This window comes from Pseudomonas pergaminensis (assembly GCF_024112395.2).
Classification (GTDB): Bacteria; Pseudomonadota; Gammaproteobacteria; order Pseudomonadales; family Pseudomonadaceae; genus Aquipseudomonas; species Aquipseudomonas pergaminensis.
Genome location: NZ_CP078013.2, coordinates 3,788,227 through 3,810,098, shown reverse-complemented (window position 1 = coordinate 3,810,098; position 21,872 = coordinate 3,788,227). Strand labels below are relative to the sequence as shown.

General features: G+C 61.8%; 19 protein-coding genes and 1 pseudogene. 10 read left to right on the top strand and 10 right to left on the bottom strand.

Annotation, left to right across the window (positions count from 1 at the left end; all coding sequences use genetic code 11):
* Positions 1-99 precede the first annotated feature (99 nt).
* Entirely contained in the window at positions 100-987 is an 888-nt protein-coding gene (locus KUA23_RS17120; protein ID WP_099491677.1) for a LysR family transcriptional regulator, read from the top strand.
* Here KUA23_RS17120 and KUA23_RS17115 read toward each other — a convergent pair.
* Both KUA23_RS17115 and KUA23_RS17110 read right to left on the bottom strand, forming a co-directional pair.
* Entirely contained in the window at positions 965-2,080 is a 1,116-nt protein-coding gene (locus KUA23_RS17115) for an MDR/zinc-dependent alcohol dehydrogenase-like family protein (protein WP_099491675.1), read from the bottom strand. The two genes, KUA23_RS17120 and KUA23_RS17115, sit on opposite strands and share 23 nt — an antisense overlap.
* Before the next feature lie 64 nt (positions 2,081-2,144).
* Positions 2,145-3,152 (bottom strand): substrate-binding domain-containing protein, encoded by a 1,008-nt coding sequence (locus KUA23_RS17110; RefSeq protein WP_346356343.1) that lies wholly within the window; start codon positions 3,150-3,152, stop codon positions 2,145-2,147.
* A gap of 478 nt (positions 3,153-3,630) precedes the next feature.
* Here KUA23_RS17110 and KUA23_RS17105 point away from each other — a divergent pair, with 478 nt between their 5' ends.
* Complete coding sequence (locus tag KUA23_RS17105; RefSeq protein ID WP_078048814.1) at positions 3,631-5,193, top strand: TerC family protein; 1,563 nt, start codon at positions 3,631-3,633, stop codon at positions 5,191-5,193.
* Between the two features lie 103 nt (positions 5,194-5,296).
* On the opposite strand, the pseudogene KUA23_RS17100 reads toward KUA23_RS17105, so the two are convergent.
* Both KUA23_RS17100 and KUA23_RS17095 read right to left on the bottom strand, forming a co-directional pair.
* Positions 5,297-5,518: pseudogene (locus KUA23_RS17100) on the bottom strand (thioredoxin domain-containing protein); the annotation flags it as partial.
* A 64-nt stretch (positions 5,519-5,582) separates the two neighbouring features.
* Complete coding sequence (locus tag KUA23_RS17095) at positions 5,583-5,831, bottom strand: hypothetical protein (RefSeq protein ID WP_078048813.1); 249 nt, start codon at positions 5,829-5,831, stop codon at positions 5,583-5,585.
* Between the two features lie 333 nt (positions 5,832-6,164).
* Here KUA23_RS17095 and KUA23_RS17090 point away from each other — a divergent pair, with 333 nt between their 5' ends.
* From KUA23_RS17090 to KUA23_RS17055, 8 genes are all read left to right on the top strand, one after another.
* Positions 6,165-7,013: a transporter substrate-binding protein gene (locus KUA23_RS17090; RefSeq protein WP_065929539.1), complete on the top strand. Its 849-nt coding sequence runs from the start codon at positions 6,165-6,167 to the stop codon at positions 7,011-7,013.
* 51 nt (positions 7,014-7,064) lie between these two features.
* On the top strand, positions 7,065-7,727 hold the full coding sequence (locus KUA23_RS17085; RefSeq protein ID WP_025857547.1) for an amino acid ABC transporter permease: 663 nt from the start codon (positions 7,065-7,067) through the stop codon (positions 7,725-7,727).
* Positions 7,728-7,738: 11 nt separating this feature from the next.
* Complete coding sequence (locus KUA23_RS17080; protein WP_025857548.1) at positions 7,739-8,401, top strand: amino acid ABC transporter permease; 663 nt, start codon at positions 7,739-7,741, stop codon at positions 8,399-8,401.
* Positions 8,398-9,180, top strand: coding sequence for an amino acid ABC transporter ATP-binding protein (locus KUA23_RS17075; RefSeq protein WP_252992483.1), 783 nt, complete (start codon positions 8,398-8,400; stop codon positions 9,178-9,180). Before KUA23_RS17080 ends, KUA23_RS17075 begins: the two co-directional genes overlap by 4 nt.
* Positions 9,181-9,196: 16 nt before the next feature.
* Entirely contained in the window at positions 9,197-9,586 is a 390-nt protein-coding gene (locus KUA23_RS17070; RefSeq protein ID WP_010210958.1) for a RidA family protein, read from the top strand.
* A 167-nt stretch (positions 9,587-9,753) separates the two neighbouring features.
* On the top strand, positions 9,754-10,518 hold the full coding sequence (locus tag KUA23_RS17065) for an IclR family transcriptional regulator (protein WP_078048809.1): 765 nt from the start codon (positions 9,754-9,756) through the stop codon (positions 10,516-10,518).
* Between the two features lie 8 nt (positions 10,519-10,526).
* Positions 10,527-11,735 (top strand): amino acid deaminase, encoded by a 1,209-nt coding sequence (locus KUA23_RS17060; RefSeq protein WP_078048808.1) that lies wholly within the window; start codon positions 10,527-10,529, stop codon positions 11,733-11,735.
* Positions 11,736-11,852: 117 nt separating this feature from the next.
* Positions 11,853-12,761 (top strand): sugar kinase, encoded by a 909-nt coding sequence (locus KUA23_RS17055; RefSeq protein WP_099491671.1) that lies wholly within the window; start codon positions 11,853-11,855, stop codon positions 12,759-12,761.
* A 48-nt stretch (positions 12,762-12,809) separates the two neighbouring features.
* On the opposite strand, the gene KUA23_RS17050 is transcribed toward KUA23_RS17055, so the two are convergent.
* The 6 genes from KUA23_RS17050 to KUA23_RS17025 form a co-directional block, all read right to left on the bottom strand.
* Positions 12,810-13,085 carry a peptidylprolyl isomerase gene (locus KUA23_RS17050; protein ID WP_003174397.1) on the bottom strand — a complete coding sequence of 92 codons (276 nt, stop codon included), beginning with the start codon at positions 13,083-13,085 and terminating at the stop codon, positions 12,810-12,812.
* Positions 13,086-13,128: 43 nt separating this feature from the next.
* Entirely contained in the window at positions 13,129-15,624 is a 2,496-nt protein-coding gene (locus KUA23_RS17045) for a PAS domain-containing hybrid sensor histidine kinase/response regulator (RefSeq protein WP_078048806.1), read from the bottom strand.
* Positions 15,625-15,759: 135 nt separating this feature from the next.
* Positions 15,760-17,718, bottom strand: a complete 1,959-nt coding sequence (locus tag KUA23_RS17040; RefSeq protein WP_252992482.1) for an acetoacetate--CoA ligase — start codon at positions 17,716-17,718, stop codon at positions 15,760-15,762.
* A gap of 162 nt (positions 17,719-17,880) precedes the next feature.
* A complete protein-coding gene (locus KUA23_RS17035) occupies positions 17,881-18,654 on the bottom strand; it encodes a 3-hydroxybutyrate dehydrogenase (RefSeq protein ID WP_046034061.1) in 774 nt (257 codons plus the stop codon).
* A gap of 7 nt (positions 18,655-18,661) precedes the next feature.
* On the bottom strand, positions 18,662-20,053 hold the full coding sequence (locus KUA23_RS17030; RefSeq protein ID WP_034104512.1) for a GntP family permease: 1,392 nt from the start codon (positions 20,051-20,053) through the stop codon (positions 18,662-18,664).
* A 286-nt stretch (positions 20,054-20,339) separates the two neighbouring features.
* Positions 20,340-21,749 carry a sigma-54 interaction domain-containing protein gene (locus tag KUA23_RS17025; RefSeq protein WP_214496833.1) on the bottom strand — a complete coding sequence of 470 codons (1,410 nt, stop codon included), beginning with the start codon at positions 21,747-21,749 and terminating at the stop codon, positions 20,340-20,342.
* Positions 21,750-21,872 lie beyond the last annotated feature (123 nt).

Here is a 21,872-nt window from a genome sequence, read left to right as displayed (position 1 = left end):
AGCGCTCTCTACTGTTCTAGTCGCTCCAGCATAAGCGTGCTGCCTCGTGTTCTTGTTAGCCTGGCGCCGCAACTTCATTACCTTTGAGCTAATCCTTAAATGGAAATTCGCCATTTTCGCTACTTTCTCGCCGTCGCCCGCCAACGCAGCTTCACCCGCGCCGCCGAGCAATTGGGTATTGCACCCCCGACCTTGAGTCGGCAGATCCAGGACATGGAGGCCAGCCTGGGTACCCGCCTGTTTATCCGTCAGCAGCGTGAAGTCAGCCTCACCGAGGCCGGGGCCGCGCTGCTGATCGAGGCGGAGGCAACGGTGCGCCAGTTTGAATGTGCCCAGCGCAATGCCCAGCGCGCCGGGCGCGGGGAGATCGGCCATATCGAGTTGGGCTACGTGGCGTCGGCGGTGTATTCCGGCGTGCTGCAGCGGCAGATGCAGGGTTTTTGCCAGGCGTTTCCCGATGTCAGCGTGAACGTGCGCGAGTGCGCCATGGCGACATTGCCGGGTGCGGTGGCGGATGGGCGCTGCGACATCGGCTATATCCGTTCACCCATGACCTTGCCGGAGGGAGTGGAGGCGGTGCGCCTGGACAGTGAAGGGTTTGTGCTGGCCTTGCCGCAGGATTCGTGGCTGTTGGGGTTGAAAGCCATCAACTGCGAGCACCTGCAAAACGAGACCTTCATCCTGCCGGAGCAAATCAGCGGCACGCTGCACGTGGCCGCCCAAGGCGGTTTTGCGCCGCGCCTGGGCCCGCAGCCGGGTGGATTGGTGGCGGTGGTGGCGCTGGTGTCATTGGGGCAGGGCGTGGCGGTGGTGCCGGCGTCGGTGGTTGGGCATGTGAGCTTGCCGGGGGTGGTGTACCGTGCGATCCAGGACAGCGACGCGTCGTCCTGGCTGTCGTTGATCTACCGGCGCTTCGAGAAAGCGCCGGCAGTCGCGCGGTACATCCAGCAGGTCAGGCAGCAGGTCAGGGCTCAAGCACAACCTTGAGGGATTTGTCGCCACGCTCCATCACCGCGAACGCTTCCTTGAAATCCGCCAGGGCGAACTTGTGGGTGACCACGTCGCGCATATCGATCTTGCGGTTGCCGATAAAGTCGATGGCGCGCGGATACATATAGGGTCCCAGGTGCGAGCCGAGCACATCCAGCTCCTTGCGGTCGCCAATGATCGACCAATCCACCGTGGCTTCGTCATTGAACACGCTGAACTCGACGAACCGCCCCAGCTTGCGCAGCATCGCCAGGCCTTGGTTGACGGCTTTGTGATGGCCGGTGGCTTCGATGTAGATGTCGCAGCCGTAGCCCTCGGTGATTTCGCGGATCTTCGCCAGCACGTCGACTTCGGCCGGGTTCCATACTTCGTCGGCGCCCATGCGCAGGGCGAGGGCGCTGCGCTCGGGCTTCATGTCCAGCACGATGAGTTTCTTCGGGTTGCGCATGCGTACTGCGCCGATGATGCCCAGGCCCAGGGTGCCGGCACCGGCGACCACCACCACGTCGTCAAAGTCCACATTGGCGCGCTCGGCGGCGTGCAGCGAACAAGCCAGCGGTTCGATCAGGATGGCTTCGTCCGGAGCGATGGAGTCCGGCACTTTATGGATGATGCCTTCCTTGGTGAAGATCATGTATTGGGCCATGGCGCCCTGCACATTGTTCTGGAAGCCATACAGGTCGTGTTTCTGGCACATCCAGTACTGGCCGTGGTTGCAAAAGCGGCAGCCCCAGCACGGCACGATCTGCTCGGAAATGACCCGGTCGCCGACCTTCACGCCGCGTTTTTCCGCGCCAGGTCCCAGGGCGACCACGCGGCACACGAACTCATGGCCGGGGATCATCGGTGGTTTCACATAGCGTGGCTGCTCGGCATCGCCCCAGAACGAGGGGGCGCCGCGATACGTCTTGATGTCGCCCATGCAGATCCCGCACAGCTCGACCTTGGTGAGGATTTCTTCGGGGCCGGGAGTGGGTACATCGACGGTTTCCAGTCGGTAGTCTTCCGGGCCATGGCAGACCACGGCCTGCATGGTTTTCGGGATGACGGGCAGCAGCTGGTCTTGCGGGCGTTCGGTGACAGTGGACATGGCAGGCCTCACAACAAAGATGAACGGATCGCTCCCGCATGAGGAGCGATCAACCGACGACGGGTTACTTGGCGCCGCTGACTTGCTTGTACAGCGCATCGGCGTTGGCGTTGGTCACGGGCACCCACGGCAGGATGTAGTTCTTCGCGCTGCCGTCCCCCCATTTCACGTCCTTGGCATACCGCTCCCAAATCACCGAGCGAGGTTTGTAGTCGCTGCCGGCCAGGGTGCGCAGGGCCACGTCCAGCGCACCTTGGGACTGGGCCTGCGCATCCTGCAGGAAGGTGGTCACTTCGTCTTTCTTGGCGGCCTGGATTGCATCCGGCATACCGTCGATGGACGTGACCGGCACGTCCTTGGAGGTCAGGCCGTGGGATTTCAGCGCCTGTACCGCGCCGAGGGCCATGTCGTCGTTCTGCGCGATGACACCATTGATGCCTTTGGGGTGGGCGTTCAGCCAGTCTTCGGTGAGCGCCAAGGCTTGGGCGCGGTCCCAGTTGGCGGTCTTTTTCTCGATGATCTTGATGTCCGGGTGCTTGCCCAGCACTTCCAGCTCGCCTTTTTCTCGGTCGATCTGCGCCGACTGGCCAATCGGGCCCTGGATGATCACCACATTGCCCTTGCCGTTGAGCTTGTCGACCATGGCCTGGGCTTGCAGGCGCCCACCTTCCACGTCGTCGTTGCCCACGTAGGGTACGGAGGCATCGGCGACCTTGGTGTTGGAGGCGATCACCACCACGTCATTGCTCATGGCCTGTTTCACCGTGCCCACGCCGGCCTTGGTGTCGATGGGCACAAACAGGATGGCGTCGTAGTGCTGCGTCACCATGTTTTCGATCTGGTTGTTCTGGGTCAGTGCGTCGTAGTTGCCGTCGAACACGGTCAGCTGCACGGTGCCGTCCTTCACGGCGGGGTGCTCCTTGAGCTCGCGCACCCAGTTCTGCATGAATTGGCCCTTGAGGCCATAGACCGCGGCACCGACTTTGTAGGTCTTGCCGTCGGCGGCCAGGGCGATGCTGCTGGCGAGGAGGGAGAGGGCCGCAGCGGCGGCGAAGGTCGTAGCAAGTTTCATGATGAGCACCCCATTTATTGTTGTAGTCAGTCGTTCATTCATTGCCTTGTGCTGATCATATGTTTATCAAATGAAAATCTGATCGGTCAAATGCTTTCGCGAAAAACTCAGAAATAGGCGTTTTTTGGGTGTTTCAGCGATATTTTCGGCATGGGTGGCACGGCTCTTGATGGGTTTTTCATGATATAAAGTTCATTGGGTGATCATATGATCGTATTTGCCGAGCGTGTTTTACAGATCTTGTAATAGTTTTGCGTTGTGGGAGATTTCCGTTTCGACTGTACGATTCAAGTCCTTTTGTCATTTCAGGATTTGCATGAACACCCTCTCGGAGCCTCCCAGTCGTCTTTCCCCAAGACATCCGCTGCCGCTGTTCCCGTTGAAGCACCCCGTATTCCGACTGCCAGCCTTGTCCCGGTCCACTGACCGCGCCTCGCCGTGTCCGGCATTCTGAACATCGACCCAAGAGACTCTATAAATGGAATGGTTAGCGGATCCAACGGCCTGGCTCGGCCTGTTGACCTTGATTGTGTTGGAACTGGTACTGGGTATCGACAACCTGGTGTTTATCGCGATCCTGGCGGACAAGCTGCCGCCGGAACAGCGTGACCGTGCGCGCTTGATTGGCCTGTCCCTGGCGTTGCTGATGCGCCTGGGCCTGTTGGCGAGTATTTCCTGGCTGGTGACCCTCACCCAGCCGCTGTTCGAGGTGTTCGACAAGAGTTTCTCCGGTCGTGACCTGATCATGCTGTTTGGTGGTGTGTTCCTGCTGTTCAAGGCCACCATGGAATTGCATGAGCGCCTCGAAGGGCATGTGGCCCAGCGCACGGGCAATGTGGCCTACGCGATGTTCTGGCCGATCGTGGCGCAGATCGTGGTGCTTGACGCGGTGTTTTCCCTCGACGCGGTGATCACCGCCGTGGGCATGGTCGATGAGCTGGCGGTGATGATGATCGCGGTGATCGTGTCCATCGGCCTGATGATCGTGGCGAGCAAGCCGCTGACCCGCTTCGTCAATGCCCACCCGACCGTTATCATGCTGTGCCTGGGTTTCTTGATGATGATCGGTTTCGCCCTGACCGCCGAAGGCCTGGGCTTCCATATTCCAAAGGGTTACCTGTACGCGGCCATTGGTTTCTCGATCCTGATCGAAGTGTTCAACCAGATCGCCCGTTCACGTCGCAAGAAGTCGGCGCAAGGCGTGTTGCCAGTGCGTGAGCGTACCGCCCACGCGGTGATGCGTTTGCTTGGCGGCCGCAGCCTGGCAGTGGAAGAAGTGGGCGAAGACGTCGCCGATCTGCTGGGTGAACCGGATGCGGCACAGGGCCCGCTGTTCGATCGACGTGAACGCGTGATGATCAGCGGTGTGCTGCAACTGGCCGAACGGCCGATCCGCACGCTGATGACGCCGCGGGCCAAGGTGGACTGCATCGATCTGGCGGACGATCCCGACAGTATTCGCCTGAAACTGATGCACTCGTCCTATTCGCGGCTGCCGTTGATCCGCGACGGTGCAGTCGATGAGCCCCTGGGCTTCGTGCACAAGAAGGAATTGCTCAAGGAATACCTGGCCGGCAACGAGCCGAACCTGGAGCACCTGGCACGCCGCGCAATTAACCTGCTGGAGAGTTTTTCGATCCTCAATGCCTTGGAGCAGATGCGCCAGGAGTCGACCCACATTGCGTTCGTGATCAACGAATTCGGTGACTTCATGGGGGTGTTGAGCATGACCGACATTCTTGAATCCATCGCCGGCGAGTTGCCGGACGCGAGCGAAATCGAGGGGCCGGATATCGTCGAAGAGGGCGATGGCTTCCGCGCCAATGGCGCCTTGAACCTCACGCAGATTCGCCAGCGCACCGGTTTCAAGGCTGTTGCGACCGAGGATTACCAGACGCTCGCCGGCCTGGTGATGAGCCTGCTCGACCGCCTCCCAGTGGTGGGCGATAGCCTGGAGCATGAGGGCTGGCGCCTGACGGTGGCGGCGGTGGAGGAGCGCCGGGTGACGCAGGTTTGCCTGGCGCCTTTGCCCCAAGCGTGACGGTGGGTAGGTGGGCGTACTGCTCGAAGGCGCTTTCCAGCGCTTGCTCGCCAAGACCGGGAAGGGCTTCGAGCAGTCTCTGGTGATGGTAGATCAGCAGCATCGGGATACGGTCGACACTTGGATGCGGTGGGGTGTCGAGACACTCAAGAATCAAGATCTTGACGTGGTCCTTGTAGCGCTCGCTGATTCGCATGAATCGCGGCATCGCGTCACTGCACGCCGCGCAGTCATGTGACATGAACACCACAAAGGCGGGCTGGTTCGTCTTCAGTTCGCGCTCAAACGCAGCCTTGTCTGCAATCACCGCATTCACGTAGTTCATCGACATTTCCCTCCAGGCTTAGCTCACGCTAAGGCGGGAAATTGTCCGGGTCTACTGTCAATGTTCACAGGTCGCCCTTGCGCTCCACGCGTTCTCGCGCCTTGCGCGCCTGGCTCGCGCATTTCTTGTATTCAAGGTTGTCCCTTGAGGCCTTCGCCTGGCGGTAGCCGTGGTGGTTCTGGCTGGTGTAGTTGGTGCTCAGGGCTGCGTTGAGCTTGCGCAGTTCTTCCTTGCATTCGCGGCGGTCGTTACTGGCCCAAGCACTGCCGGCCACCAGAAAGGAAAGCAAGACCAGGGTGAGGCGGAACTTCATCAGGGCGGAGTCCTTGTCGGAATGAATGTGCCAAGGCTAGCCCAGCGTGGGGATTTTTCCACGCGCCAGGCGCACTGCAACGGTGCGCGGTAACGCTGTTGTGGCGCACGCAACTGGGGCCTGTCACCGCTGTGTGGGGCGTTGGGTAGCAAAGTGCTTTCAAGTGCTGGCGTAACGCCGTACTCGGCATCATGTTCTATCTTACTGATTTACAACCCATTTAGTCATGACGTGTTTTTTTGTTACTGCGTGTGGCACACTTTCTGCTGTCTATTCCGTTGTTACATACTAAGTTCCGGTATAGCGGAATACACAACTCCTGGAGTGCTTGTCATGCATCACCGACCTTCCGTGTTTAAAGCGTGTGTTTTTCTCTTCGCCGCATCGGCTTCCCTCGCAAGCGTAGTGCACGCGGCGGACAGCAAGCTCGATGATGTGCTCAAGCGTGGGCACCTGATCGTGGGTACAGGCAGTACCAATGCGCCGTGGCACTTCCAGGGAGCGGATGGCAAGTTGCAGGGGTTTGATATCGACATCGGCCGTATCGTGGCCAAAGGGTTGTTCAACGACCCGAGCAAGGTTGAGTTTGTGGTGCAGTCGTCTGATGCGCGAATTCCCAACCTGCTGACCGACAAGGTCGACATGAGTTGCCAGTTCATCACCGTCACCGCCAGCCGTGCGCAGCAAGTGGCCTTCACCCTGCCGTACTACCGCGAAGGCGTGGGCCTGCTGCTGCCGAACAATAGCAAGTACAAAGAAATCGAAGACCTGCAGGCTGCCGGCGACGGCGTTACCGTGGCCGTGCTGCAGAACGTCTACGCCGAAGAGCTGGTGCACCAGGCCTTGCCCAAGGCCAAGGTCGACCAGTACGACAGCGTCGACCTGATGTACCAGGCCGTGAACTCCGGTCGCGCCGATGCCGCCGCCACCGACCAGTCCTCGGTCAAGTACCTGATGGTGCAGAACCCAGGCCGCTACCGCAGCCCGACTTACGCCTGGAGCCCGCAAACCTACGCGTGCGCCGTCAAGCGTGGCGACCAGGACTGGCTGAACTTCGTCAACACCGCGCTGCATGAAGCCATGACCGGTGTGGAGTTCCCGACCTACAAGGCCTCGTTCAAACAATGGTTCGGTGTGGACCTGCCGGAACCTGCGATCGGCTTCCCGGTTGAGTTCAAGTAAATCGAAAACCTGGGGCGTCGCTGACGGCGCCCCAATCAGGTACTGCTGACCATGAACTATCAGTTGAACTTTGCCGCCGTGTGGCGCGACTTCCCCAGCTTGCTGGCGGGGCTCGGCCTGGGCCTTGAGCTGGCGCTGCTGTCGATTGCGATTGGCTGCGTAATCGGTTTGATGATGGCATTTGCCATGCTGTCGAAACACAAGGCATTGCGCGTGCTGGCTTCGGTGTATGTGACGGTGATCCGCAATACACCGATCCTCGTGTTGATCCTGTTGATCTACTTCGCCTTGCCCAGCCTGGGTATCCGCCTGGACAAGATCCCGTCGTTCATCATCACCTTGTCGTTGTACGCCGGTGCCTACCTGACCGAAGTATTCCGCGCCGGGCTGTTGAACATTCCCAAGGGCTTGCGTGAAGCCGGGTTGGCGATCGGTTTGGGCGAGTGGCGTATCCGTGCGTATATCACCGTGCCGGTGATGTTGCGCAACGTGTTGCCCGCGCTCTCGAACAACTTCATTTCGCTGTTCAAGGACACCTCGCTCGCCGCGGCCATCGCGGTGCCGGAGCTGACCTACTACGCCCGCAAGATCAACGTCGAAAGCTACCGGGTGATTGAAACCTGGCTGGTCACGACCGCGCTCTACGTGGCCGCCTGTTACCTCATTGCCATGCTGCTCCGTTACCTGGAACAGCGTCTGGCGATCCGTCGTTAAGGAAGGTTTCCATGTACGAATCCCCCAGTTGGTTGCATGAGTTGTGGATCGCCCGGGATACCCTCTGGGCGGGCTTTCAAGCCAGCGTTTATGTGTCAGCGCTGGCGATTATCTTTGGCACCCTGATCGGCATCGTCGCCGGGTTGATCCTCACCTACGGCAAGTTCTGGATGCGTGCGCCGTTCCGCTTGTACGTCGACCTGATCCGTGGCACGCCGGTGTTTGTGCTGGTGCTGGCGTGTTTCTACATGCTGCCGGCGCTCGGTTGGCAGATCACCGCGTTCCAGGCCGGCGCGGTCGGGCTGACGCTGTTCTGCGGCTCTCACGTGTCGGAGATCGTGCGCGGTGCGCTGCAGGCCATTCCCCGTGGGCAACTGGAAGCGGGCAAGGCGATCGGCCTGACGTTCTACCAGTCCCTGGGCTACGTGCTGCTGCCCCAGGCGCTGCGCCAGATCCTGCCGACCTGGGTCAATTCCTCCACGGAAATCGTCAAGGCCTCGACCTTGCTCTCGGTGATCGGCGTGGCCGAGTTGCTGTTGAGCACCCAGCAAGTGATCGCGCGCACCTTCATGACCCTGGAGTTCTACCTGTTCGCCGGGTTTCTGTTCTTTGTCATCAACTACGCCATCGAGTTATTCGGGCGCTACATTGAAAAGCGGGTGGCCTTGCCATGAACCAACCTCAAACCAACCCACCGCTGCTGAATATTCGCGGCCTTCGCAAACAATACGGCCAGGTGGAAGTGCTCAAGGGCGTCGACCTGTCCATGCAGCGCGGCAACGTGGTGACCTTGATCGGCTCCAGCGGCTCGGGCAAGACCACGCTGTTGCGCTGCGTCAACCTGCTGGAAGAATTCCAGGGCGGGCAGATCACCCTGGATGGCGAGTCCATCGGCTACAGCGAAATCGCTGGCAAGCGCGTGCGTCACCCCGAGCGTGTGATTGCCCAGCATCGCGCCATGACCGGCATGGCGTTCCAGCAGTTCAACCTGTTCCCGCATTTGACCGCGTTGCAGAACGTCACCCTCGGCCTGCTCAAGGTCAAGAAGATGGGCAAGGACGAGGCCGTCGCCCTGGCGGAAAAGTGGCTGGACCGCGTCGGGTTGCTGGAGCGTCGCAATCACTTTCCCGGCCAGTTGTCCGGCGGCCAGCAACAGCGCGTGGCGATTGCCCGTGCGATTGCCATGAACCCCAGCCTGATGCTGTTCGACGAAGTCACCTCGGCCCTCGACCCGGAGCTGGTGGGCGAAGTGCTCAGCGTGATCAAGGGCCTGGCGGAGGAGGGCATGACCATGTTGCTGGTCACCCACGAAATGCGTTTTGCCTATGAAGTCTCGGACAAGATCGTTTTCATGAACCAGGGCCACATTGAAGAGCAGGGCACGTCGAAGGACATCTTCGAACGCCCGCAATCGCCGCGCCTGGCGGAATTTCTCAAGAACATTCGTTTTTAATCAGGAGCATATTTTTATGAGCATCACTCGTTACGGTGCCGGCAGCACTGCCGGTGGCGGCCAGCCTCGTCCTTTCGCCCGCGCCGTGGAAGCGGACGGTTGGCTGTACGTCTCAGGCCAAGTGCCTGCGGTGGACGGCGAAATCATCACCGGCGGGATCATCGAGCAAACCCGGCAGACCATGCGCAACGTAGTGGCGATCCTCGAAGAGGCCGGCTACGAGCTCAAAGACGTGGTGCGCGTCGGTGTATGGTTGGAAGACCCGCGTGACTTCTGGAGCTTCAACAAGGTGTTCGGCGAATACTTCACCCCGGAACACGCCCCGGCGCGCGCCTGTGTGCAGGCCAACATGATGGTTGATTGCAAGGTGGAGATCGATTGCGTGGCGTACAAGAAAAAAGGCTAAATGCCCGGATCTGAAGCCCAAAGCTGATCAAATGTGGGAGCGGGCTTGCTCGCGAATGCGGTGTGTCATTAAACGCACCTGTAACTGATCCACTGCATTCGCGAGCAAGCCCGCTCCCACAGGGGATTTGTGTTGATAGCAACATTCTGACCGGACCGAAAACTGCCATGACCGAAGACACCATCAAACGCCGCGCCAAAGGCCTGGACCGTGCATTCGATATCCTCGATTTCCTCAAGGAAATCGGCCAGCCCCTGCGCCCGAATGATATTGCCAGCGGCATCGGCAGCCCCAAGTCCACCGTCTACGAACTGGTTGCGTCGCTGCTTGAGCGGCGCATCCTGGAGACGGTGGGCAAGGACGGTCACGTCTACCTCGGCCGCCAGCTGTACTTCCTGGGCCAGGCGCACCTGCGCCATTTCGACCTGACCCGCGAGGCCGACCACGCCTTGCAGGAGATCGTCAGCCAGACTCACGAAACCGCGCAGATGTGCCTGCTCAACGGGCGCAAATACACGGTGGCGCTGATGCGCGAGGGCGAGCGGCATTTCCGCATTTCCTCGGACATCGGCGAAAACGCGCCAATCCCGTGGACGGCTTCCGGGCGTCTGTTGCTGGGGCATTTGAGCGACCAGCAGATCGTCGACCTGATCGACCACGATGACTTCATCCTGCCAGACGGCCAGCGCCTGGCGCTGGACACCTTCCTGGCGCAAATCCGCCAGGCCACCCTTGATGGTTTCTTCTCCTTCGACAGTGTGGCCGACACCTTTACCCATTGCTTTGCCGCCCCGGTGCGGGACGCGCAAGGCATCAGCATTGCGACCCTGTGCATCGTGGCGCCGCGCGCCGATGCGATCAAAAACTACAACGACTATCGCCGGGTATTGATCGAAAGCGCCAACAACCTGGCCCGGCGCATTAACGAATAGGAGTTTCCATGTCTGCCCTCAACGCCGTTGAAAAAGGCGCCGCCGCTGTCGGTGCCCACCTGGTCCGCGACGTCAGCCTGCCGGCCCTGGTGCTGCACCGCGACGCTCTGGAACACAACATCCGGTGGATGCAGGACTTTGTCAGCAAGAGCGGCGCCGAACTGGCGCCCCACGGCAAGACCAGCATGATGCCGGCGCTGTTCCAGCGCCAGATCGCCCAGGGCGCCTGGGGCATCACCCTGGCCAACGCGGTGCAGACCCGCGCCGCCTACGCCGGTGGTGTGCGCCGTGTGTTGATGGCCAACCAGTTGGTGGGCGCGCCGAACATGGCGCTGATCGCTGACCTGCTGGCCGACAAGGATTTCGACTTCCACTGCATGGTCGATCACCCGGATAACGTCGCCGACCTGGGCCTGTTCTTCGCCGCTCGTGGCCTGCGCCTGAACGTGATGATCGAATACGGTGTGGTCGGTGGCCGTTGCGGGTGCCGCAGCGAGCAGGAAGTGCGCGAGCTGGCCAAGGCGATCAAGGCCCAGCCGGCCCTGGCCCTCACCGGTATCGAAGGCTATGAAGGGGTGATCCACGGTGAACACGCCATCAGCGGCATTCGCGACTTCGCCGCCAGCCTAGTGCGCCTGGCGGTGGACCTGCAGAACAACGGCTCTTTCGACCTGCCCAAGCCCATCGTTACCGCCTCGGGCTCGGCCTGGTACGACCTGATCGCCGAGTCGTTCGAAGCACAAAATGCTGCCGGTCGCTTCCTCAGCGTGCTGCGCCCCGGCAGCTACGTGGCCCATGACCATGGTATCTACAAAGAAGCGCAATGCTGCGTGCTCGACCGCCGCAGCGACCTCAGCGAAGGCCTGCGCCCAGCCCTGGAAGTCTGGGCCCACGTGCAATCGTTGCCCGAGCCGGGTTTTGCGGTGATCGCCCTGGGCAAGCGCGATGTGGCCTACGACGCTGGCCTGCCGGTGCCACTCAAACGTTACAAGGCCGGTATGGTGCCGGCAGAAGGCGATGACGTGGGCGCGTGCAAGGTCACCGCCGTGATGGACCAACACGCGTTCATGACCGTGGCGCCGGGGGTTGAGCTGCGCATTGGCGACATCATTTCGTTCGGCACTTCCCACCCATGCCTGACCTTCGATAAATGGCAGGTTGGTTGCCTGGTGGATGAGCAGTTGCAGGTGGTTGAGAGCCTGCATACCTGCTTCTAGACCCAGTCGCTCCCTTCGCGAGCAAGCCCGCTCCCACATTTTGAATATATTCACAGATCCAAATGTGGGAGCGGGCTTGCTCGCGAAGGGGCCATCAGCCCCACCCGAGAACCCGCCATGACCACCCAACCCCGCATCGCCCTCATTGGCGAATGCATGATCGAACTGCAACACCGCGCCGACGGCAGCCTGCACCAGAGCTTCGGCGGCGATACCCTGAACGCGGCGGTGTACCTGCGCCGCGAACTGGGCGACACCGGCAGCGTCGACTACGTCACCGCCCTGGGCGACGACAGTTTCAGCGACGCCATGTGCCAGCAATGGACAGAAGAAGGCCTGGGCCTGGGCATGGTCCAGCGCCTGGCCGGACGTTTGCCGGGCTTGTATTGCATCCAGACCGACGCCAAGGGCGAGCGCAAATTCCTGTACTGGCGCAACGAAGCCGCCGTGCGCGACTGCTTCACCACGCCTGCTGCCGAACCGATCCTGGCCGCCTTGCCGGACTACAACGTGGTGTACTTCAGCGGTATTACCCTGGCAGTGCTGGGCGAGATTGGCCGTGGGCGCTTACTGCAAACCCTGATCGAAACCCGTCGACGAGGCGGCAAGGTGGTGTTCGACAACAACTATCGGCCGCGCCTGTGGGCCAGTGTCGAGGCAGCGCGTGCCGCGTATCGCACGGTGTTGGCCGAGGTGGATATCGCCTTGCTCACCGAGGATGACGAGCGTGCGTTGTTTGGGTATGCCGACAGCGAGCAGGTGTTCGCGGCGTATCCGGCCATTGACGAAGTGGTGCTCAAGCGGGGCGCCGATGACTGCCTGATCCGCTGCAACGACGAGCGCTTTGACGTGCCGGCGCTGAAGGTCGAGAACGTGGTAGACACCACGGCGGCGGGGGATTCGTTCAGTGCGGCGTATCTGGCCAGTCGGCTCAAGGGCGGCTCGCCGCAGCAGGCGGCATTGGCCGGGCATCGGTTGGCAAGCCGGGTCATCCAGGTGCCCGGCGCACTCATCCCCCGAGCCTGACACCGCCCCTTTAGGCGCCGGCAAGCCGGCGCCTACAGGGGGTGTTGATCAATCGCGGTAGAACACTTGCACCAAGTGATAACCGAACTTGCTCTTGATCGGCCCGTGCACCACTTTCACCGGCTTCTTGAAGATCACCGCATCAATCGCCCCCACCATCTGCCCTGGCCGCACTTCACCCAGATCGCCGCCGCGCTTGCCGGACGGGCAGGTGGAGTACTTCTTGGCCAGCACATCAAAGGCTTCGCCCTTGGCAATGCGCTGCTTGAGTTGTTCGGCTTCTTCGCTGGTTTTCACCAGGATATGACGGGCTTGGGCTTTCATTGATCTCTACCAGGTGTGCGACGGCGCGCGATTATGCCTGAACTCATGGGTCGACGCTGATCATGCTGCGGATTTTGGTCGCCAGCAGGTCGATGGAAAACGGCTTGGCAACCATGTCCATGCCATCCTCCAGGAAGCCCTGGCGCTCGGCGGCCTTTTCGGCGTAGCCGGTCATGAACAACACGCGCAGGCCCGGGCGATGCTGGCGGGCGATCTCCGCCAATTGCCGGCCATTCATGCCCGGCAGGCCGACATCGGTGACCAGCAAGTCCACGCGCAGGTCCGACTCCAGCAGCGGCAAGGCCGCGCGGGCATCCGCTGCCTGGTGCGCGGTGTAGCCCAGTTCGTCGAGGACATTGACCACCAGCATGCGCACCGCCGGGTCGTCCTCGACCACCACCACAGCCTCACCCGCCAGCGCCAGGGGCGCCTCGGCCGAGTGCGGCGCCAGGGTGCTTTCCAGCGACGTGCCATGCAGGCGCGGCAGGTACAGGCGCACGCAGGTGCCCTGGCCCGGCTCGCTCTGGATGGTCACATGGCCGCCCGATTGCTGGGCAAACCCGTAGATCATCGACAGACCCAGGCCGGTGCCCTGGCCGATGGGCTTGGTGGTGAAGAACGGGTCGAAGGCCTTGGCGAGGATTTTCGGCGCCATGCCGGTGCCGTTGTCGCACACGCCGAGCATCACGTAGTCGCCGGCCTTGACCGGTTCCAGGGTGGTGATGTCGGTGCCGTCCAGGTAGCTGTTGGCGGTTTCGATCAGCAATTCGCCGCCATCGGGCATGGCGTCGCGGGCGTTGATCACCAGGTTGAGCAGGGCATTTTCGAGCTGGCTGGCGTCGGTGTTCACCGGCCAGATATCGTTGCCCAGTTGCACCTTGAGCGTGATGTGCGCGCCCTTGGTGCGGCGGAACAGGTCTTCCAGCGACGCCACCAATTGGTTGGGGTCGGTCGGGCGCCGGTCCAGCGACTGGCGCCGCGAGAACGCTAGCAGCCGGTGGGTGAGGGCAGCGGCGCGGTGGGCGGAGGACACGGCGGCGTCGGCAAAGCGGCCGATGTCATCGCTGCGCCCGGCGGCAATATAGCGCTGCATCAGGTCGAGGCTGCCGATGATGCCGGTGAGCATATTGTTGAAGTCATGGGCGATGCCGCCGGTGAGCTGGCCCACCGCTTCCATCTTCTGCGCATGGCGCAGCGCGTCTTCGGCGCGCTCGCGCTCGAACATTTCGTTCTGCAGGCGCTGGTTGGCCTCGGCGAGTGCCTGGGTGCGCTGGGACACGCGTTCCTCAAGGTTTTCGTTGAGGTGGCGCAGGGCCTCTTCGGTGAGTTTGCGTTCGGTCTCATCGATCACAAAAATGTAGAAGCCATTCACCGAGCCGTCATTGCTGAAGCGCGGCAGGTACTTCATCAAGGCATGCCGTGGCCGGCCGTCCCGGTGCGGGGTGACGGTCATGAAGCTGCAGGCCTTGCCCTTGAGCGCGGCCGCGATCTTGTCGGCGCGCCCGGCATACACCTCGTCGCCGAGCACTTCGCGGATGGTCTTGCCGTACAGCTCCTGGGGCGTCATGCCGTACCACTCCAGGTAGGCGCTGTTGTTCAGGCGGAACCGCTGTTCATGGTCGACATAGCCGATCAGCACCGGCATGGCGTTGATGATCAGTTGCAGCTCGGTCTGGCTTTGGCGCAGCGCCTGTTCGGTGTGCTTGCGTTCGGTCAGGTCCAGGGCGGCGCCGAGGAAGCGCGCCGGGCGGCCTTGGTGATCCTTGTAGCAACGCCCGCGCGCAAATACCCAGCGCACTTGGCCGTCGGCTTGCAACAGGCGGTATTCCTCGGCGTACTCGGTGCCAAAGGTGATGCAGTGCTTGATGCTGCGCGCCACCATGCTGCGGTCTTCGGGGTGCACGCCGTGCAGGTAGTCGCTGATAGGCAACAGGCCTGCCTCACTGGGGTCGACACCGTGCAGGTAGGCGAAATGCGCGTCGGCGATAAAGCGGTCTTCACCGATGTCCCAGTCCCAGGTGCCCACTGCATCGGTGGCGGCCAGCGCGAGCTGCAGGCGCTGTTCGGTGTTGTGCCGGGCCTTGCGGCGTTCGTTGGTTTCAATGGCGGTGACCAGGATCCCGGCCACGCTGCCGCTTTCATCGCGGATCGGGCTGTAGGTCAGGTCCAGCCAGATTTCGGTGTCGCGATTATGGCGTTGCAGCACGAAGCGCTGCTCGCTGAAGGTGCGCACCTGGCCACTGAGCACTGCGTCGTAGATGGGCGCGGTAAAGCTTTCCAGCTCCGGCCAGGTCTGGTGCGCCGGCTGGCCCATGGCCTCGGGGTGCTTGTTGCCGGCCAGCAGGGCGAAGCCGTCGTTGTAGAGTTGCGTGAGCTGGTTGCCCCACAGCAGGAGCATTGGCATCGGCGAGTGCACGACGATATCCACGGCGGTGCGTAGGCTTTGCGGCCAGTCATTGGCCTCACCGAGGGGGCTTTGCGCCCAGTCCAGCCGCGCTATCAATGCAGCGGCGTCGCTACCGGTGGATGTTCCCTTCATGTAAAAGCCCTGAGCGTAACGCTTTGAAAGATGACAACACCCATTATCCCGCGAGTCGGGAATGGGTGACTACCCCCGAAAAATAGCATGCATTGGGGGTTTGTCCTCAAATCAGTACGCCAGGGCTGAAACCTTTCATCCATCCGTCAGTTCAGGGCGGTCGCGAAATTGTTCCAAGGCTTGCGGGTTGGCCAGGGCGTCGGTGTTCTTCACCGGCTCGCCGTGCACCACGTTGCGTACCGCCAATTCCACGATCTTGCCGCTGATGGTGCGGGGGATATCGCTGACAGCGAGGATCTTTGCCGGTACGTGGCGGGGCGTGGTGTTGGCGCGGATCACCTGGCGGATCTGCTGTTCGAGGGCGGCGTCCAGTTCGACGCCGTCGTTGAGGCGCACAAACAGCACCACCCGCACGTCGTCCTGCCAGCGTTGGCCGATCGCCAGGCTCTCTTGCACCTGTGGGATTTTTTCCACCTGGCGATAAATCTCTGCCGTGCCGATGCGCACGCCACCGGGGTTAAGCACCGCGTCGGAGCGCCCGTGAATCAGCAGGCTGCCGTTGGGGCGTTGCTCGGCGTAGTCACCCTGGGCCCACACGCCGGGAAACTGGCTGAAGTAGGAGGCGCGCAGCTTCTGGCGGTCCGGGTCGTTCCACAGGCCAATGGGCATGGCCGGGAAGTGCCGGGTGCACACCAGTTCGCCTTTTTCGCCGACCAGGGGTTGGCCTTGGTCGTCCCACACTTCAATGGCCATCGCCAGGCTCTTGCACTGCATTTCGCCGCGCCGTACCGGCAACACCGGGTTGCCGATCACAAAGCAGGAAACGATATCGGTGCCGCCCGACATCGACGACAGGCACAGCTCGGCCTTGATCTCCCGGTACACGTAGTCGTAGCTCTGGGGTGACAGCGGCGAGCCCGTCGAAATCAGCCCTTTAAGGCTACCCAGGTCATGGCTCAGGCGCGGTTGCAGCCCGGCTTTTTCCAGGGTGGCGAGAAACTTGGGGCTGGTGCCGAACACGCTGATCTGCTCCGCGTCGATCAGGTCGATCAAGCGTTCGGGGCCGGGGTGAAACGGCGAGCCGTCATACAGCACCGCCGTGGCGCCGATGGCGAGCACCGACACCAGCCAGTTCCACATCATCCAACCGCAGGTGGTGTAGTAGAACAGGCAGTCCTCGCGGGACAGGTCGGCATGCAGGCCGTGTTCCTTGAGGTGGGTGAGCAGCACGCCGCCGGTGCCGTGGATGATGCACTTGGGCACGCCGGTGGTGCCGCTGGAATAGAGGATATAGAGCGGATGATCGAATGGCACCGCGACGAATTGAGGCTCGCCGCCGGGCTGATAGAAGTCTTGCCACAGCGCGACGCGGGCGTGGGTCTGATAGTCCTCGATCCTTGCCTGGGGACGGGCGTAAGGCACGATGATCAACTGCTCCAGGGACGGCAGGCGTTCGAGGATTTCATTGAGCTTGGCGGTCTGGTCGATGTCTTTGCCGGCATAGCGGTACCCGGCGCAGGTGATCAGCACCTTGGGCTCGATCTGGCCGAAACGGTCGATCACGCCCTGGGTGCCGAAGTCCGGCGATGAACACGACCAGATCGCGCCGAGGCTGGTGGTGGCGAGCATGCCCACCAGGGTCTGCCAGGTGTTGGGCATGCACGCCGCGACGCGGTCGCCCTGGGTCACGCCGGCCGCCCGCAAGCTGTGTTGCAGGCCGGCGACATGGGCGGCGAGTTCGGCGTAGGTCAGCTGTTCGCGCTGGCCGTCTTCGCTGATGGCTACCACGGCTGGGTGATCATCGCGGCGGCGCAGCAGGTGCTCGGCAAAGTTCAGGGTCGCGCCGGGAAACCACTGGGCGCTGGGCATCTCGGCGTCTTCGATCAGCACCGCGGTGGGCGGGCTGCGAAACTGCACATCGAAGAACGCCACGATGGCCCGCCAGAAATCCGGGCGCTGGTCGATGCTCCACTGGTGCAGAGCCGGGTAGTCGCTGAGCTGCACGTTGTAGCGTTGGTTGATGTAGCGGCGGAACTGGTCCATCCGCGTGTTCGCGATGCGTTCCGGGGAGGGTTGCCACAGAATGTCGGACATCAGCAAGGTCTCTTGTTCTTATCTAGGTCTTCCACACAATACCGTTCAAATGAGGGAGGGGGCTTGCCCCCGATGCGGGAGTATCAGTTGATACATGGGGTGACTGACCCAGCCCTATCGGGGGCAAGCCCCCTCCCACATTTTGAACGCCAGTCTCTGGTGTTACTGGGCCAGCCAGCCGCCGTCGATATTCCATGCGGCGCCGCGCACCTGGCTGCCGGCTTCGCTGCACAAGAACAACACCAGTTCGCCCAATTGCGGTGGGGTGACAAATTCCAGCGACGGTTGCTTCTCAGCCAGCAGGTCATGCTGCGCCTGCTGCGGGTCTACGCCGTTGGCCGCGCGATCATCGATCTGCTTCTGCACCAGCGGCGTCAGTACCCAGCCGGGGCAGATAGCGTTACAGGTGACGTTGCTGGTGGCGGTCTCCAGGCCCACCACTTTGGTCAAGCCGATCACGCCGTGCTTGGCCGCCACGTACGCTGCCTTGCCCACCGAACCGACCTGGCCATGCACCGAGGCGATATTGACGATACGCCCCCAGCCCTTGGCTTTCATGCCCGGCAAGCTCAAGCGTGTGCTGTGGAACACCGACGACAGGTTGATCGCAATGATCGAGTCCCAGCGCTCCGCCGGGAAGTCTTCCACCGCCGCCACGTGCTGGATGCCGGCGTTGTTGACGAGGATGTCCACGCCGCCGAATTCGCGCTCGGCGTAGGCGATCATGTCGGCGATCTGCGCCGGGTCGCTGACGTCGGCCGGGTGGTGGCCGACCTTGCCGCCAAAGGCCTGCACCTGGGCGATCACTGCGCTGGCGTCGCCGAAGCCGTTGAGGATCAGGTTGGCGCCAGCCTTGGCCAGGCTCAGTGCAATCCCTAAGCCGATGCCGCTGGTGGAGCCGGTGACCAGGGCGGTCTTGCCGTTCAATGTCGTCATGAAAACCTCACACAATGCCGGTGGCGTAGAAAGTACCGATCACCACGAACACCGCGAGGGTCTTGATGATCGTGATGCCGAAAATATCCTTGTAGGCTTCGCGGTGGGTCAGGCCGGTGACCGCCAGCAGCGTGATCACCGCGCCGTTGTGGGGCAGGGTGTCCATGCCGCCGCTGGCCATGGCCGCGACGCGGTGCAGCACTTCAAGGGGGATATTGGCCGCATGGGCTGCCGAAATAAAGCTTTCGGACATTGCCGCCAGGGCGATGCTCATGCCGCCCGACGCAGAACCGGTGATACCGGCCAGCAGGGTCACGGTGATCGCTTCGTTGACCAGCGGGTTGGGGATGCCCTTGAGCCAGTCCGCCAACACCAGAAAGCCCGGCAACGAGGCGATCACCGCACCAAAGCCGTATTCCGATGCGGTGTTCATCGCCGCCAGCAACGCACCGCTGACCGCGCTCTTGCTGCCTTCGGCGAGCTTGCTTTTGATCGCCGAAAAGCCGAATACCAGCACCACGATAATCCCCACCAGCAACGCGGCCTGCACCGCCCAGATCGCGGTGAGCTTGGCGATTTCAGTGGTCACCGGGGTGCTCATGCCTGGCAGGCTGAGGCTGTGGGTCTTGCCGTACCACTGCGGGATCCAGTGGGTGAACAACAGGTTCATCACGCCCACCAGGATCAGCGGCGACAGCGCGATCCAGGGGTTGGGCAGGGTGAGGTTCTCGGCGGTCTCCGGCTCGTTGCGCAACTCGGTGCCATAGCCTTCACCGGCACGCTGGGCCTTGTTGCGCTGGCGTGCCAGGTAAAGCATGCCGGTGCAAAACACAAAGATCGTACCGATCAGGCCCAGCCACGGTGCCGCCCAGGCGGTAGTGTTGAAAAAGGTGCTGGGGATGATGTTCTGGATCTGCGGCGTGCCGGGCAAGGCGTCCATGGTGAACGAGAACGCCCCCAGGGCGATGGTGGCCGGGATCAAGCGCTTGGGGATATTGCTCTGGCGGAACATCTCCGCCGCGAACGGGTACACCGCAAACACCACCACGAACAGTGACACGCCGCCATAGGTGAGCAGGGCGCAGACCAGCACGATCACCAGCATCGCCTGGCGGGTGCCGAGCAAGCGAATAGCCGCCGCCACGATCGAGCGCGAAAAACCCGACAGCTCGATCAGCTTGCCGAACACCGCGCCAAGCAGGAACACCGGGAAATACAGTTTGATAAAGCCGACCATTTTCTCCATGAACACCCCGGTAAAGGCGGGGGCGACGGCGGACGGGTCGGTGAGCAAGACAGCGCCGAGGGCGGCGATGGGGGCAAACAGGATAACGCTATAGCCACGGTAGGCAGCCAGCATCAGCAGCGCCAGGGCTGCCAGGGCAATGATCACACTCATGGTGTGTCTCCATCGGATTGTTATTTTTGTGGGGTGAGGCTTTGGAGGAGGGCTATAGCGAGATATGTGCCAAATTCATAACTTATTGATATTTATAAAATTTCTATAAATTTGTAGCGGCATTCTTGACTGTTGTCTCTATTTTGAGACGGACAGGGATCAAATGTGGGAGCTGGCTTGCCTGCGATAGCGGCGTGTCAGTCAACAATTGTCCAGCTGAACCACCGCTATCGCAGGCAAGCCAGCTCCCACAGTAGATTATCTTCATATTGAGATTATTGTCTCTTTAGTGAGACTGAGCGAGACCCAACGCCACCATTTTCTTGTACAACGTCGACCGCCCGAGCCCCAATCGCTTGGCCGCCTCCACCACATTCCCCTCACAGGCCCGCAACGCCGCGCCGATCACCTGCCGATCAAACCGCTCCCGCGCTGCGCTGAAGCTTTCTCCCTCGACTGCCGCCACCGCGCTGCCACGTTCCACCGGCGTAAAGGTGCCGATGGCTGCGCGGATGGCCGGGGCATTCAACACCAAGTCATCACTGAGCAGTGCCGCCCGCTCCAGCACATTGCGCAGCTCGCGGATATTCCCCGGCCACGCATGCTGCGCCAGCAGCGCCAAGGCTTCACGGTCCAGTTCGTGCTGGCTGCGCAGTTCTTCCAGGATCGCCTCGCTCAATGCCGGAATATCGTCCAGTCGCTCCCGCAGCGGTGGCACCTGGATCGGCAGCACGTTGAGCCGGTAATACAGGTCGGCACGGAATTCGCCGCGCTTGATCGCTGCTTCCAGGTCCATGGACGTGGCGGCGATCACCCGCACATCGCTGTGCAGCATCTCGTTGGAGCCGACCGGCTCGAATTCCTTTTCCTGCAACACCCGCAGCAATTTGCTTTGCAGCGGCAGGGGCATGTCGCCGATTTCATCAAGGAACAAGGTGCCGCCCTGGGCAATCTGGAACTTGCCCGGACGGCCCTTGCGGTCGGCGCCGGTAAACGCACCCGGTGCGGTGCCGAAGAACTCGGCTTCGAGCAGGTCAGCCGGAATGGCGGCACTGTTGATGCTGACAAAGGCCTTGTGCGCCCGGGTGGAAGCACCGTGAATCGCCTGGGCGAGCAACTCCTTGCCGGTGCCGGTCTCGCCCAGCAACAGCACTGGGGATTCGGCACTCGCGCTGCGCCGCGCCCGGCGTTTCACTTCGAGGCTGGCGGCGCTGGTGCCGATGAAATGCGCAAAGTTGTACTTGCTCTGGCGTGAGCGCAGCAGCGAGCGCGTGGAAGCCAATTCCTGCTGCATGCTCAGGTAGCGCTCGATCAGCGGTGACAGGTTGCGCAACTCATCAAACAGCGCAAACCCGATCGCCCCGATCACCGCGCCCGCCTCGTTGTGGATCGGCAGGCGCATCACCACCAGCGGGCCCTTGGGCGTGTCCTGGATATCCAGCAGGATCGGCTGGTCATTGCGCACCACCTGGCGCAACAGGCTGTTGGAAATCACCTGTTCACACGGCTGGCCGATGGCCTCGTCGGCGCTCTTGAGGCCGAAACGCTTGGCGTAGCGCTCGTTCATCCACACGATATTGGCGTCGCGGTCGACAATCACCGTGCCTTCGCTGGACTGCTCGATGATCTCGAACAGCGACTGGATGGCCAGGCCACGCACCTGCTGATAGTCCTTGAGGTTATCGGTGATGTTCATGTTTAGGCTACCAGCACAAATTGAATATGGAATCGCGATCCTTGTGGGAGCGGGCTTGCTCGCGAAGGCGGCGTGTCAGCAAGCATATCCGGCACTGATACACCGCTTTCGCGAGCAAGCCCG